The following is a 12,912-nucleotide window of genomic DNA, read 5'->3' as shown; positions in this document are numbered from 1 at the left end:
GCTAGTAGATCAGCTCGTAGGCCGAGGGCTTCACCGTGCGGGTGCGCGCCCAGTACTCGAAGGAGAAGCCCGGCCACAGTGACCGGTTCACTCCGCTGCGGTCGAGATACCAGCTTCGGCAGCCGCCTGCGCTCCACACCGCGTGGTCGAGGCGCTGCCGAAGCCTCCGGTTGTAGTCGTCCTGGGCGCTCCGCAGCACGTCGAGGCCCCTGGCCTTGGTCTTCGACAGCAGGCGCAGGCACTCCAGGATGTAGTGCACCTGCGCCTCGATCATGAAGACCACCGAGTTGTGGCCGAGCCCGGTGTTCGGCCCGAGGAGGAAGAACAGGTTGGGGAAGCCCGAGGTGGTGACCCCGAGATACGCCTCCACGCCGTTCTTCCACGCCTCCTGGATGCGCAGGCCGCCCCGCCCGGTCACGTGCGGCACCGACAGGCCGCCGGTCACGGTGAAGCCCGTGCCGTACACGATCGCGTCCACCTCGTGCTCGCGGCCCGCCGCGTCGACGATCGTGCGCTCGCGGATCTCGGCGACGGGGTCGGTCACCAGGGACACGTTGTCCCGTTGGAGGGCGGGATAGAAGTCGTTGGAGATCAGGATGCGTTTGCAGCCGATCGTGTAGTCGGGGGTGAGTTCGGCGCGCAGGTCCGGGTCGGCCACCTGGCGGGCGAGGTGCCGGCGCGCCAGACGCTCCTGCGGCGCCATCAGCCTCGGGTCGACGGCGAATCCCGCGCCCCGGCTCTCCAACGCCCAGTAGATCGCGTTGCGGAACAGCCTCGCCGCCCCCGGCACCGTGGCGAACAGCCGTTGCGGCAGGTCCCCGTCGGGCTTGGGGTGGATCCACGGGGGTGTGCGCTGGAAAACGGTCAGCGAGGCGGCTTGGGGGGCGATGCGTGGAATGAACTGTACGGCGGAGGCCCCCGTGCCGATCACCGCCACCCTCCGTTCGGCCAGGTCGGCCGTGTGGTCCCACTGGGCGGAGTGGAACGCGGTGCCCTGGAAGCGCTCTCGCCCCGGGATCTTAGGAAATTTCGGGATGTGCAGGGCGCCGGCCGCGGTCACGACCGCCTTGGACGTCAACGTCTCACCGCTCGCCAGGCTGATCCGCCACTCACGTGCCGTGTCGTCGTAGGCGAGCGCCGTGACCGCCGTGTTGAACCGCAGGTGGGGGCGCAAGCCGTACGTGTCGATGCATGAGCGTAGGTAGTCCCAGATCTCCTCCTGGGGGGAGAACATGCGGGACCAGTGGGGGTTGAGGTGGAAGGAGAAGGAATAGAGGTGTGAGGGGACATCGCAGGCGCAGCCGGGATAGGTGTTCTCGCGCCAGGTTCCACCGACGTCGGAGGACTTCTCGACGATCACGAAGTCGTGGAACCCGGCCTCCTTGAGCTTGATCGCCATGCCGAGCCCGGAGAACCCGGAACCGATGATCGTGATCGCCGGGGTGTCGCCGCGAGTCGTCATGCCTCTCCTCGGGGGCGGCCGCATCGCCAGGCACCGTCGGTCCCACCCGAGCGGTCTGGCATGGGCCGGGTGATGTGCCTTGTCTGGCGTGGGGGGTGGGATACCACCCTCAACCCTATGTGTAGGGAGGTCGCCGTTTCTGCGCCGCTGTCCACATGCGGAAATGATCGGATTTATTGGATGTCGCATATCTCCGCCGCTGAGAACCGCGCAGGGGTGCAAAAACCCTCAAATCCCCGCCGAACCGTCAGTGTGCTTGGCTACAGTCGTCGTCATGTCTGAACCGCACATCGATCCGGCGGGGAACACCCAGGCGTTCCGCGCGTTCGCCCAGCGCAACAATGAGCAGGAGGCCGCTCCGCCCAAGAAGTCCTATGCTCTTCCCGCCGTCGGGATCTCCGTCGGCGTGCTGGTCCTCGCTCTCGTGGTCTACCTGCTGCTCAGCTAGCCCACGTGCCTTCGCGGGGCGGTCGGGCTGATCAGGACCTTGATGAGGACGCCGCGGTAGAAATCCCCTGAAACATCCCAGGAAGGGCGTGCCAGGTCGCCGCCTTCGAGCTCCGGGGGCGTGGACGGGACTGCCGCCATTGGCCGATAGCGTGGGGGAATGCTGCGCACGCTGCTTTCTCCTCGCCTCGTGGGGCTCCATGTGCTGCTGGTCGTCGCGCTGATCTCGGCGTGGCTGCTCGGCAGGTGGCAGCTCGGCGTGTTCGAGGAGTCGGGGCGTCCCGTGTCGTCGGGAGACCCGCAAGCCGTGGCCGTGTCCGAGCTGACCCGCCAGGGGCAGCAGATGCGCGCCGAGGCGGTCGGCCGGCTGGTGTCGGCCGAGGGCGTCTACGACGCGCCACGCCAACTGCTCGTCGCCAACCGCGAGCCCGACACCGACACCCCCGGGGGCGTCGTGGCCAAGGGCGCCGGCTACTGGGTGCTCACGCCTCTGATCCTCGACGACGGCACCACGATGCCCATCGTGCGCGGATGGGTGAAAAGCGCCGCAGACCCGGCGACAGCCGTACCCGAGGGCAGGGTCGCGGTCACGGGGCGGATCAAGCCGTCGCAGGGCATCGAGAGCGTGCAGCGCCGGGGAGAGGTGCTGCCGGCCGGTCAGGTGATGACCGTGTCGGCGTCCGAGCTGATCAACGTCTGGCAGGGCGTCAAAGTCAGGGAGGGCTTCGTCGTGGCGACCGAGTCGATCGCGCCGGGGCTGAAGGCCGTCGCGGTGAGGCCGCCGCAGACCGAGCCCGTGCTGACCTGGCGCAACCTCGCCTACGCCGCACAGTGGTGGATCTTCGGACTGTTCGCGGCGTTCATGTGGTTCCACTTCGTGCGCGACTCCCTCCGCTCCCAGCGCGCCGCCGGCGGCGAGGACCCCGGTGAGGGGCCCGGCGAAGGACCCGGCCCCGGCAAGGCTCCCGGCGAGAACGGCTCCTCGCCCGACAGCGGCGGCGCCCTGCCGCTCGACCGGAGCGCCGCTCCGGCGCCTATATCGTGAAGCGACCCCTCATTCGTTCCAGGCCCCCTACCTCAACGACAGGTGCATGACCGTGGAATCCGCCCTCAAGCCCTTCCGGGTGCTCGCCTACATCGTCGGCGTCATGCTGCTGCTGCTCGTCGGCGGCATGGTCCTCAAGTACGTCTTCGACATCCCGGGCCCGGGCACGATCATCTCGCCGATCCACGGGTTCTTCTACATCGTCTACCTCATCGCCGCGCTCAACCTCGGCCTGAAGGCGCGCTGGACCTGGCCCTACACGCTCGGCGTGCTCCTCGCCGGCACCGTGCCGCTGCTGTCGTTCATGATGGAGCGCAAGGTCACCCAGCGGGTGCAGGAGCAGATCACCGCCGCACCCGCCGAGGCGTAAGCGCTTCCCGTCAGCGTTCTCTGTCAGCGTCTCCCGTCGGCGTTCTCCGCCGACGTTCTCCGTCAGCGGTCGATGCCCCTGCGGCGGACCCGCCGCAGCCGTCGCCGCTGGTTCTCGTCCAGCATGAAGTAGGCCGCGACCGGGGCCCCCAGCACGCCGATGATGAGCAGCCACGTGACCACCCAGGGAATCGGCAGGATCATGAACAGCACGGAGGCGATCCCCGCGCCCACGTAGTATTTTCCGAGCGGCGACATGGTCTCGTGCCCTTCCCCTACGGCGAATGGTCTGGCTTCCATTCTTTGCTCCTGATTCAACGAACGCGTGACCTCACGGGGTTCCTAGCGTTCATCGCGAGCGCAGCAGGCTCTCCACCAGCCATCCCGCCGCCTTCATCGCGCCTTGCGCCGCCCGGTCGCCGGTGTCGATGTCCGAGCCCCGGCCGTACTGCGCGGTGACCATGAGATTACCCACCCGAGTGATCACCGACGCGCCGAAGCTCCCGGTCATGATGACCTCGCCCGCGACGGCCTCGCCGCCCACACCCGTCACCGGACGCGGCTTGGTGCGGGTCACACCTTCGCCGGTGCCGGCGCCCCGCGTGGTCTGCTCGGTCAGCTCGAACAGCGCCTTATGGGCCTGATCGGCATCGGAATACCGCTTCACCTTGACGGTGAGCAGGAACTGCATCGATCTTGGGGCATGGGCGAACCGGCTGTGGTGGCCGAAGACGCATTCCTCGCTCCCGACCGTATTGTCGGACACGGTCTCCACGTCCAATTCCTCAAGCTGCACCGGGCTCAGCAGCGTGCACGGGTCGGGGCGCGTCGCGAACGGCGGCGGGTCCACATAGCCCGATGCCGTGCTCGACGCCGCCGCCTGCGGCTTCCGCGGCGCGTCGTCCCCCGGGAGCAGGGCGACCCCGACGCCCACCCCCGCGACAAGCACCGCGAGTACGGCAGAAGCCCACATGACCGGCTTACGCCGTACGGGATGCCGGCGCGGCAGCAGCCTGTCCAGCTCGCCCCGCACCACGTCGGGCGCCAGGCCGGGCTCGGAGATCAGCCTCCCCACCAGCGCCGCCAGGGGGCCCTCGGACACCCCCGACGCGAGCGACAGCACCTCCGCGAGGTCACGCCACCCGTGCCGCGGCGAGGCGGCGAACCACGTCACCACGGCCCAGCCGTCCGGCGTCACGGTGACGGTGTCGGGGCCGACGAGCAGCCACACTCCGGCCCGGTGCGCCGCCTCCAGCGCGCCGAGGAGATCCAGGCCCAGCCGGGCGGCGGCCTCCACCCCGAGCGGCCCCTCCGAGCGCACGACGCGCGCCAGCGGGTGCCCGGGGACCGGCTCGGTCACCACCCACGCCCGGCCGTCCCCCGGCACCACGTCCAGCACCGCCACGACCGAGGGGTGCCGCAGCTCGGGAGACAGGCGGGGGAGCGGCTGCCGCGCGTCGGCCACGGTGACGTCCCGCTGGGCCCGCTCGTCGCGCGCCTGCCAGGTGGTGCCCGCCTGATCCACCCGGCTGAGCAGCCGGTATCTGCCTCCGAGCAGCCGCGGGTCAGCCACGGGCGTCCAGCCTCCGCGCCACCGCACGCGCCATGCGCACCGCGTCGTCGCGCATCCGGGCGAGCGGCCGCTTGTCGTCCTCGGAGACCTCCACCTCGATGATCACGTTGCTCGATCGGAAGGCGACATGGGAGGAGGTGCCCATGGTGCCTCGCACGTCGAACGCGAACGACTCCTCACCGAGCCTCCCCACGTCCCGGATAGGGAGCGTCTCGCCGAACATCCCCGCGCCCACATCGCCAGTGACCTGCCGCCTGGACTGCGCGAAGAACGCCTGCGCCATCTCCGGCGCGGTGCGGCCCCGGGCCGCCGCGTGGTGATCTACCTTCACCCGCAGCTTCCGCGTGCCCGTCGCCGCGCTCCACAGGCAATACGGGCGCTTGTCGGTGGCCCCTTCGCCGTCCTCGGCCTCCGCTCCCGGGGCGACCGTGCGCGCCTGGGCCGTGTCCAGGAGGCCGCACGGCTCGGAGGGCGTGGGGAACCGGCCCGCGGCCGAGGCGGGCACGGCACTGGGGGAGGCGGCCGGTGCGGAGGCGGCCGGGGGCTCGCGGGTCAGGAGTACGGCGGCAGCCGTACCGCCGGCCACGGCCAGCGCCGCGCCCCCCGCGAGCAGCGGCCCCAGGCGCCGGCGCGTCGGCGGAGTCCCCGGTGTCCGCGGCGGCGCGTACGGTTCCGCCTCGGCGGGAAGACCGCGGGCCGCGCGGTCCAGCGCGGCGCGGAACGCCGCCGCCGAGAGGCGCTCGCGCGGATCCTTCGCCAGCATGGCGAGCAGTACGGGAGCCAGGTCGCCGGCCCGCTCCGGGTAGGGCGGCGACTGCGTGAGCACCGCGCCGAGCGCCGCCATCGGCGTGTCACGCTGGAACGGTCCGCGTCCTTCGACCGCGGCGAACAGCGCCGCCGCCAGCGACCACAGGTCCGCCGACGGGCCGTCGCCCTCGCCCCGCAGCCGCTCCGGAGCCATGTAACCCGGCGACCCCACGAGCTGGTCCGACGACGTGATCGCCGGGTCGCCCTCCTGCACCGCGATCCCGAAGTCGGTCAGCAGCGCCCGCCCGTCGTCGGCCAGCATGATGTTCGCCGGCTTGACGTCCCGATGCAGCACCCCGCGGCCGTGCGCGAGGGACAGCGCGTCCAGTACGCCGACGCCCACCGCGGCCACCCGCCGCGCCGGCAGCGGCCCGCCGTGCCGTACGACCTGCTCCATCGACCGGCCGGACACGAGGTCCATCACGATCCACGGCCGCTCGTCCTGGTCGATGACGTCATGCACCGCCACGATCGCCGGATGTGCCAGCCCGGCCGCCGCCCTCGCCTCGCGCAGCGTGCGCTCGCGCAGCTCCGCCCGCGCGGACTCGGGCAGGTTCGAGGTGAACCGCACCTCCTTGACGGCGACGTCCCGCCCGAGCATCTCATCCCTAGCCAGCCAGACCACACCCATACCGCCCGCCCCGAGCGTGTCGAGAAGGCGGTAGCGGTGGGCCAGCCACGTCATTCCGGTCGCCATGTCAGTTCTTCAGCGCGTCCGCGATGAGGCGGGCGACCTTCTCCGCGCCGGTGGCGATCCGGCCGTCCTTGTCCTCCTTCACACCGCCCTGCTCGAACTGGACCTCGGCGTTGAGGTTGCTGGTCCGGAAGTGGACGGCGACCTTGTAGGAGCCTCCGTACAGGTTGAACTTGCTGTACGTCCCCACCATGAACGCCTCCTCCCCGAGATTCCGCAGGTCGCGGGGTCCGTTCGGGGGCGGGGTCGAGGCGGTGCGGGCGACGTCGCCCCTGCGGCCCGTGAAGAACTCGCGCGCCTTGTTCACTTCGAAGCCGTCGGGCTTCTGCGTGACCAGCCGCACGCGCAGGTCGTACTTCGCGGTGCTCGGCTTGGTCCAGTCGGAGATGTTCAGCCAGTTGCATTCGCCCTTGCTGACCTCGGACACCCGGTAGTTCGCGATGAGGTCGGCGAGCTGCTTGTCGTCGAGCAGGCTGCACGCGCGCGGCGGCTCGGCGGCGAAACGGCCCTTCTCCTTCCCGCCCGGCGACGCCGAAGGGGTGGGTGCCGCCCCGGCCTTCGGGTCGCCGCGGAAGGAGGGCGCGAGCAGCACGCCGATGGCGGCGGCCATGCCCACGATCAACACGCCGGTGAGCGCCACGATCGAGCGCGGCACGAGCACGCCTTTCCGGTCGCGTGGGTCCGTGGCCGCCGCGCCGCCCGATGGGGCGGTCGGGGCCGTCTGCGGGCCCGCGGAGGGGCGTGTGGGCGTGCCGGCCTGCGAGGGTGAGGCCGTGGGTGGGAACGTCGGTGAGGTCGGCGACGAGGCTGTGGACGAGGTCATCGATGAGGTCGGCGAGGGCGTCGCCGGAGGGGTGAGGTGAGCGGTCGGCGACAGGGGGGCGGCAGTGTTTCCAGGCTGTGGGCCGTACGGGGAGGTGGCCTGGTACGGCAGCGGCGCGCCCGGCGCGCCCGCTAGGGGCGGCGGCCCCGCGGGCGGCGCGGACGCGTACGGCATGGGCCCGGGCGGCATGGGCCCGGGCGGCATGGGCCCGGACGGCATGGGCCCGGACGGCATGGCCGGTGACGGCGCATGCCCGGAAGGCGCCGACGTGTACGGCATGGAGCCAGGTGGCGTGGCGCTGGACGGTATCAGCCCGGGTGGCGTGGCGCTGGACGGCATGGTGGTCGGCGGCCCGGTCTGAAAGGGCATCGGGCCGGGCATCGGCGATGGCCCGGCCGTGGAGGGCACGTGTCCAGGTGGGCCGGACGGGTACGGCATGGCGCCGGGCTGCACGGAGCCCAGCATCGGCGCCGGGCCGGGGGGTGTGGGCGCCGCGCCGGACGGCATGGGCGCCGCGCCGGACGGCATGGGCGGCGGCTGCCAGGCGCTCGGCGCCTCACCGGCGGGTGGCGCGCCCAGCGGAGGCTCGGCCCCGGTGGGGCCGTGGTTTCCCGCCCGCGGCGGCGTGCCGGGCTGGTTCTGGTCCATGGTGTTCACCCTGTCGGTCGTGCCGTCAGCGCGGACGCGACCAGTGTCGCGATCGTCTGCGCGCCCCGTTGGATGGCCGCGGCGTCCTTCTCTCCGTCGACCACGGCATAGTTGACTTCCAGGACGAGATTGTCCACGCGCAGCGCGACGGTGCTCTGCTCAAGGTTGTCGCTCGTCCGGTTCGCATAGGTGTCGTAGATGAACGCCTCCTCCCCGATGCCGCGCACCAGGCGGGGAGCGGTGACGCGGGCGGACCGGCCCTTGGCCTTGATCTCCGACCAGCTCCAGAAGACGTCGCCGGCGGGGATGGTGGAGTTGCGGAGGTTGATGAAGCGCTCGTGGGCCGACCGGGGGCTCGTGCCCCACTGCTTCTCCTGGCCGATGAGGTGAACGCTCACCCCCTTGCCGTCGGACACCCAGGAGCACCCTCCCGAGTTGGTGGGCTTGCCGGGGAGCTTCACCTCGGGCACCAGCTCGCGCAGCCGTTCGGCCCCCACCAGCGGGCAGATGTCCAGGGGCACGGCGAATCCGCCTGGGCTTTCGCTAAGTTTCGTCGGGGTGGGGGTGGGTTCGGGCTCTTTCATGGCCTCGGCCACGTTGACGGTGAATGCCGTCGCCGCCACCACCGCGGCCACCGTGCCGACCTGCAGCACGGCCCAGAGGGCGGCGCGGCCTTTACGCGTGTCCCGCCGTTTCCGGGGGACGCCCTTCGGCCGCGCTGGTTTCGCGCTCCCCGTCTCTTCTCTCTCTGTCTCTTTCTTGGGCGTACGGCCGAGGGCCGGTTCACTCAGCGCCTCGGCGACCTCGCCAGGTCTAGGGCGGTTCGCCGGGTGCGGGTTCAGCATGCGGGTCAGCAGAGGCGACAGAGATCCCGCCCGCTCCGGCGGGCGCAGTCCACCGGCGAGCACCCGGTTGATGACGTCGACCGGTCTCTCACCGGGGAACGGATCGACGCCTTCGACCGCGTAGTACAGCGTCGCGCCGAGAGCCCACACGTCCGCCGCGGGCCCGTCTCCGTCTCCCCGGAGCCGCTCGGGCGCGATGTAGCTCGGCGCCCCCACCAGGTGCGCCGTACGGTCTCCCGCGACCTCGCCCTCGACGACCGCAAGCCCGAAATCGGTGAGTACGGCGCGGCCCGTCCGCGTGAGGATGACATTGCCGGGCTTCACATCGCGATGCGTGATCCCCGCCGCGTGCGCGGCGGCCAGTGCGCCCGCCACTCCGACGCCCACCCGGGCCACCTGGTGCGGCGGCAGCGGTCCGCCGCGCGCGACGACCTGGTTCAGCGCGTCGCCCGCCAGCAGCTCCATCACGAGCCACGGCCGGCCCTCCTCGACGATCACGTCGTGGACGGTCGCGATGGACGGATGCCGCAGCCTGCCGGCCACGTTGGCCTCGCGCAGCGTCGCCTCGCGGATCTCCGCGAGGCGCGCGGGTGTGACGGAGGGCGGCAGCCGTACCTCTCTGATGGCCACGTCGCGCCGCAACGTGTCGTCGGAGGCCAGCCAGATCGTGCCCGTGGTGCCTTCGCCCAAGGGGTTGAGCAGCCGATATCTTCCGGCCAGGTGGCGTTGGCCGATCATGGAACACTCCCCGTCGTCACCAGTGGGCGCATAGCAACATAGCCACTTACTGGGATACAGGGCTACCCGTAACCTTTATCGGGATGAGCCGGGCCTGAATCCGCCTCTGCACGATAAGTGCACATTTTTCCGCTGATTATTTGCACACTGGCCTCCAAGGCTTCCCCCGTGACCGCCGGCCGCCGCCACGTCCTCGTCGTCGAAGACGACCACACGATCGCCCTCGCCGTACGCGCCCGACTGTCCGCCGACCGCCGCCTAGGACCTGCGCCCTTGCGACCGTCGACGCGCGGCTGAGCACACCCGACGGCTGGGCCGAATGGAACCTCGCCCGCGAACGCACCCGAGACCTGCTCGGCGCGCGGCCTATCAGGCACCGGATCGGTGGCATATGCACGGAAATGAACGCACTCCACGTGTTCGAGCGACCCGCAGGCTCTTAGCTGATCGATCTCGCGCTGTGTCCTCCTGACTGCCCAAGGACCGATAGGGTCATGATGTCCTTGAATGGGTGCTTGAGGGAGAGATACGGGTGCCGCACCGGGCGGACGGGCCAGCGAACGGCGTCGCGCCCAGAGACCACCAAGCCGCCACCGGCCGACCACCGGACCTGAGCCGTCCCCACACCTCCTCACGGGCCCCCGCCCAGCCGCCTTCGCAGGGTTTTCCCCGTTCGCGTTGTACGGCGGCGCGAATATGCCCGATACTCCCCGTGTTCGGGAAGAGACTGTCCGGCGACAGCCGTACCGTGAACACACACGGACAGCACACGAGGAACCAGGACCGGCGAGGGCACGACGCCCACCAAGGCCTACCCTCAACACGACGGGCATCCTCCCCCGGAACCACCCCTCGGCCGGCCCCGGCCGCCGAAACCACGCCTCGGGAACACGCGGTCCCCGAGAGTCCGCGAAACGGGCGCAAGCCGTACGGCTGCTGCAAGGCAAGCTACACGGCGGAGCACACATCGCGGACGGAACCCACAACGGGCCCCACCGGGGCCCCACCATGGCCCTAGACGGCCTCCGAAGTTGAAGGGCGACGACTGTGGACAGTTCGGTATACGTCTTCGTCGAGGATGTGCGCGGCGAAGGACTGGACAAGGTGCTCGACCGGCTGGCCGGCTACAACGTCGCCTCGGTGACCATCGCCGCCGCCTACCACCGCGCCCGCGACGTCACCCCCCACAGTCCCTCCCGCCTCACCCTCCGCGTCGACGGCGTCCACTTCACCCCGCCCGCCGACCTCTTCGACGACCTCCGCCTCGTCCCCCCGGTGCAGCCCGGCGCCGCCGACGAACCCCTCACCGCCCTCCGCCACGCCACCGCCGAACGCGGCATGGGCCTCCACGGCTGGACCGTCTTCCTCCACAACACCACACTCGGCCTCGCCAACCCCGACGTCACCGTGCGCAACTGCTTCGGCGACCGCGGCTCACCCGCCGACCTGTGCCCCGCCCACCCCGACGTACGGCTCTACGCCGTCGCCCTCGCCCGCGCCGTCGCCCGCCAAGGAGTCGACAGCGTCGTCGCCGAAGCCCTCCACTTCGGCACCTTCGGCCACGGCTACCACCACGAACGCTGCTTCGTCGGCCTCGGCCCCATGGACGCCTTCCTCCTCAGCCTCTGCTTCTGCGACCACTGCATGCGCCGCGCCACCGACCTCGGCGTCAACGCCGAAGTCGCTCGCGAAGAATGCGCCCGCATCGCTGGCGCCGTCCTCGACGGCGACCCCCCATCCCAAGGCGAAGTCACCCGCGCCGCCCTCACCGCCTACGCCGGCCCCGACGTCGTCGCCTACGCTCGCGCCCGCTCAGAAACCGTCACCTCCCTCGTCGCCGACGTCTCCGCAGCCGTCACCGCCGAAGGCTCCAAACTCGTCTACATGGACGCCAGCGGAGCCTGCAAAGGCTACTCCGACGGCCTCCCCTCACCCGGCCTCGCCGCCCACGACGCCTGGCAACTCGGCATCGACCTCATCGCCCTCGGCGACCTCGTCCCCTCCTTCAGCGCCCTCGCCTACGCCCGCGACCCCGCCCGCGTCGCCGATGACATCGGCGCCTACGTCCGCTCCGTCGGCAAAGAACGCGAAGTCCGCGTAGTCCTCCGCCCCGGCCTCCCCGACACCGACACCCCCGACCGCCTCGCCGCCAAAGTCCGCGCCGCCCGCGCCTCCGGCGCAGCCGCCGTCGACTTCTACGCCTACGGCCTCCTGCCCTACCCCGTCCTCGACCGCATCCCCACAGCCTTGGCCTAGACGAACAAATCCTCCAGGCCCCGCACCGAGGGGTTCAGGCCGACTCGCCACACGATCGCCCTTGAGCCGGATATTCAGGTAGTCATCGGGGCATTCGGCTGGCAGGCTTCGGTCCATGAACTCCCAACTCGATGACGGACCGAGCCATACCTGGCTCGGTCCACCGATCGACGTCCGCCCTCTGTTCGCCCCCGAACACGCCGCGCTGATGGCCACACTGCGCGGCCTGACGCCCGCCGACTGGGGCAAAGAAGCGGTGCCGGGCTGGACCGTGCGTGATCTCGCCGCGCACCTCCTGGGAGACTTCTACGGACGCCTCGCCCGAGACCGCGACGGCCACAGGGACGGGCCCGCCTTCGCCCCAGGCGAGAGCCTGGAGGCGTTCATCCACCGCATCAACCACGAATGGGTAGACGCCTACGTCCGGGTGAGCCCCGCGGCGCTCACCGACACCCTCGACCTCATCGGCGGACAGATCGCCCGGCACTTCGAAGCCACCAACCTCCACTCCCCGTCACTGGGCGTATCCTGGGCCGGCGTCGACCCGGCGCCGATGTGGCTCGACAGCGCCCGCGACCTCACCGAATTCTGGACCCATCGCCAGCAGATCCGCCACGCCATCGGCCAAGACACCGACCCCGACCCGCGCTTCCTGCCCGTGGTCTTGGACACCTTCCTGCGGGCCCTGCCCCACACCCTGCGCGAAATCGCCGCACCCGTCGGCACACAGATCCAAGTGCACATCGACGGCCCGGCCGGCGGCACCTGGACAGCCACCGCCACCCCGCACCACTGGTCACTGGCCGAGCCGGCCACCGGACACCCCGCCACCATCGTCCACCTGGACGCCGAGACCGCCTGGCGCCTCTGCACCCGCGGCATCCAACCCGACACCGCCCTCGCCCACGCCCGCATCGACGGCGACCACGACCTGGCCGAAGCCGCCTGCCAGATCGTGTCGATCATCTACTGACCGCGGTTGCCCTGAGGGATTCGAACCCCCGGCCGTCGGATTGGAAGTCTGATGCCGGGGGTTGCGTTGTGACCCCTCTCAGGGGCTATGAGAACCGGCTCATCCGTCCGCACGCTGCCGGGTGTGGATCGGGTGTTGTGACCCCTCTCAGGGGCTATGAGAACCGGCTGAGGAGGTCGGCCAGCAGACCTCGGGCGGTCAGGTTGTGACCCCTCTCAGGGGCTATGAGAAC

At 70.8% G+C, this 12,912-nt stretch carries 14 protein-coding genes and 1 tRNA gene; 8 read left to right on the top strand and 7 right to left on the bottom strand.

Annotation, left to right across the window (positions count from 1 at the left end):
• Nucleotide 1: 1 nt before the first annotated feature.
• Complete coding sequence (locus BLQ73_RS07975; protein WP_093169733.1) at nucleotides 2-1,462, bottom strand: flavin-containing monooxygenase; 1,461 nt, start codon at nucleotides 1,460-1,462, stop codon at nucleotides 2-4.
• A 274-nt stretch (nucleotides 1,463-1,736) separates the two neighbouring features.
• On the opposite strand from BLQ73_RS07975, the gene BLQ73_RS32155 reads away from it, so the two are divergent.
• The 3 genes from BLQ73_RS32155 to BLQ73_RS07965 all read left to right on the top strand — a co-directional run bounded on the left by BLQ73_RS32155 (nucleotide 1,737) and on the right by BLQ73_RS07965 (nucleotide 3,324).
• A complete protein-coding gene (locus BLQ73_RS32155; RefSeq protein ID WP_176955325.1) occupies nucleotides 1,737-1,910 on the top strand; it encodes a hypothetical protein in 174 nt (57 codons plus the stop codon).
• Between the two features lie 159 nt (nucleotides 1,911-2,069).
• Nucleotides 2,070-2,954 carry an SURF1 family protein gene (locus BLQ73_RS07970; protein WP_093169732.1) on the top strand — a complete coding sequence of 295 codons (885 nt, stop codon included), beginning with the start codon at nucleotides 2,070-2,072 and terminating at the stop codon, nucleotides 2,952-2,954.
• A 46-nt stretch (nucleotides 2,955-3,000) separates the two neighbouring features.
• On the top strand, nucleotides 3,001-3,324 hold the full coding sequence (locus tag BLQ73_RS07965) for a DUF3817 domain-containing protein (RefSeq protein WP_245690885.1): 324 nt from the start codon (nucleotides 3,001-3,003) through the stop codon (nucleotides 3,322-3,324).
• Nucleotides 3,325-3,386: 62 nt separating this feature from the next.
• On the opposite strand, the gene BLQ73_RS07960 is transcribed toward BLQ73_RS07965, so the two are convergent.
• The 4 genes from BLQ73_RS07960 to BLQ73_RS07945 are packed head-to-tail and all read right to left on the bottom strand — an operon-like array spanning nucleotide 3,387 to nucleotide 7,052.
• The gene (locus BLQ73_RS07960) at nucleotides 3,387-3,623 is read right to left on the bottom strand and encodes a hypothetical protein (protein ID WP_245690884.1); all 237 of its coding nucleotides are present in this window, start codon (nucleotides 3,621-3,623) and stop codon (nucleotides 3,387-3,389) included.
• Between the two features lie 49 nt (nucleotides 3,624-3,672).
• Nucleotides 3,673-4,896 (bottom strand): protein kinase family protein, encoded by a 1,224-nt coding sequence (locus BLQ73_RS07955; protein ID WP_143020173.1) that lies wholly within the window; start codon nucleotides 4,894-4,896, stop codon nucleotides 3,673-3,675.
• Nucleotides 4,889-6,400, bottom strand: a complete 1,512-nt coding sequence (locus tag BLQ73_RS07950) for a serine/threonine-protein kinase (protein WP_093169730.1) — start codon at nucleotides 6,398-6,400, stop codon at nucleotides 4,889-4,891. Before BLQ73_RS07950 ends, BLQ73_RS07955 begins: the two co-directional genes overlap by 8 nt.
• A gap of 1 nt (nucleotide 6,401) precedes the next feature.
• Complete coding sequence (locus BLQ73_RS07945; protein WP_143020172.1) at nucleotides 6,402-7,052, bottom strand: hypothetical protein; 651 nt, start codon at nucleotides 7,050-7,052, stop codon at nucleotides 6,402-6,404.
• A gap of 28 nt (nucleotides 7,053-7,080) precedes the next feature.
• Here BLQ73_RS07945 and BLQ73_RS07940 point away from each other — a divergent pair, with 28 nt between their 5' ends.
• Nucleotides 7,081-7,260 (top strand): hypothetical protein, encoded by a 180-nt coding sequence (locus tag BLQ73_RS07940; RefSeq protein WP_143020171.1) that lies wholly within the window; start codon nucleotides 7,081-7,083, stop codon nucleotides 7,258-7,260.
• Between the two features lie 24 nt (nucleotides 7,261-7,284).
• On the top strand, nucleotides 7,285-7,581 hold the full coding sequence (locus BLQ73_RS07935) for a hypothetical protein (protein ID WP_093169727.1): 297 nt from the start codon (nucleotides 7,285-7,287) through the stop codon (nucleotides 7,579-7,581).
• Between the two features lie 292 nt (nucleotides 7,582-7,873).
• On the opposite strand, the gene BLQ73_RS07930 is transcribed toward BLQ73_RS07935, so the two are convergent.
• Nucleotides 7,874-9,451: a serine/threonine-protein kinase gene (locus BLQ73_RS07930; RefSeq protein WP_093169726.1), complete on the bottom strand. Its 1,578-nt coding sequence runs from the start codon at nucleotides 9,449-9,451 to the stop codon at nucleotides 7,874-7,876.
• Between the two features lie 168 nt (nucleotides 9,452-9,619).
• On the opposite strand from BLQ73_RS07930, the gene BLQ73_RS34500 reads away from it, so the two are divergent.
• From BLQ73_RS34500 to BLQ73_RS07920, 3 genes are all read left to right on the top strand, one after another.
• On the top strand, nucleotides 9,620-9,748 hold the full coding sequence (locus BLQ73_RS34500; RefSeq protein ID WP_275936270.1) for a hypothetical protein: 129 nt from the start codon (nucleotides 9,620-9,622) through the stop codon (nucleotides 9,746-9,748).
• Nucleotides 9,749-10,498: 750 nt separating this feature from the next.
• Complete coding sequence (locus tag BLQ73_RS07925) at nucleotides 10,499-11,707, top strand: hypothetical protein (protein ID WP_093169725.1); 1,209 nt, start codon at nucleotides 10,499-10,501, stop codon at nucleotides 11,705-11,707.
• A gap of 115 nt (nucleotides 11,708-11,822) precedes the next feature.
• Complete coding sequence (locus tag BLQ73_RS07920; protein WP_093169724.1) at nucleotides 11,823-12,680, top strand: maleylpyruvate isomerase family mycothiol-dependent enzyme; 858 nt, start codon at nucleotides 11,823-11,825, stop codon at nucleotides 12,678-12,680.
• A 3-nt stretch (nucleotides 12,681-12,683) separates the two neighbouring features.
• Here BLQ73_RS07920 and BLQ73_RS32150 read toward each other — a convergent pair.
• Nucleotides 12,684-12,776 (bottom strand) — tRNA-Gly (locus BLQ73_RS32150).
• Between the last annotated feature and the right edge of the window lie 136 nt (nucleotides 12,777-12,912).

The sequence above is a fragment of the Sinosporangium album genome, assembly GCF_900100605.1.
Classification (GTDB): Bacteria; Actinomycetota; Actinomycetes; order Streptosporangiales; family Streptosporangiaceae; genus Sinosporangium; species Sinosporangium album.
This window is presented reverse-complemented; position numbering and strand designations above follow the sequence as displayed.

Bases quoted from the DNA above. Each gene is read 5' to 3' on its own strand.
- BLQ73_RS07975 (WP_093169733.1), bottom strand. From the start codon at position 1,462: ATGACGACTCGCGGCGACACCCCGGCGATCACGATCATCGGTTCCGGG.
- BLQ73_RS32155 (WP_176955325.1), top strand. From the start codon at position 1,737: ATGTCTGAACCGCACATCGATCCGGCGGGGAACACCCAGGCGTTCCGC.
- BLQ73_RS07970 (WP_093169732.1), top strand. From the start codon at position 2,070: ATGCTGCGCACGCTGCTTTCTCCTCGCCTCGTGGGGCTCCATGTGCTG.
- BLQ73_RS07965 (WP_245690885.1), top strand. From the start codon at position 3,001: ATGACCGTGGAATCCGCCCTCAAGCCCTTCCGGGTGCTCGCCTACATC.
- BLQ73_RS07960 (WP_245690884.1), bottom strand. From the start codon at position 3,623: ATGGAAGCCAGACCATTCGCCGTAGGGGAAGGGCACGAGACCATGTCG.
- BLQ73_RS07950 (WP_093169730.1), bottom strand. From the start codon at position 6,400: ATGGCGACCGGAATGACGTGGCTGGCCCACCGCTACCGCCTTCTCGAC.
- BLQ73_RS07930 (WP_093169726.1), bottom strand. From the start codon at position 9,451: ATGATCGGCCAACGCCACCTGGCCGGAAGATATCGGCTGCTCAACCCC.
- BLQ73_RS07920 (WP_093169724.1), top strand. From the start codon at position 11,823: ATGAACTCCCAACTCGATGACGGACCGAGCCATACCTGGCTCGGTCCA.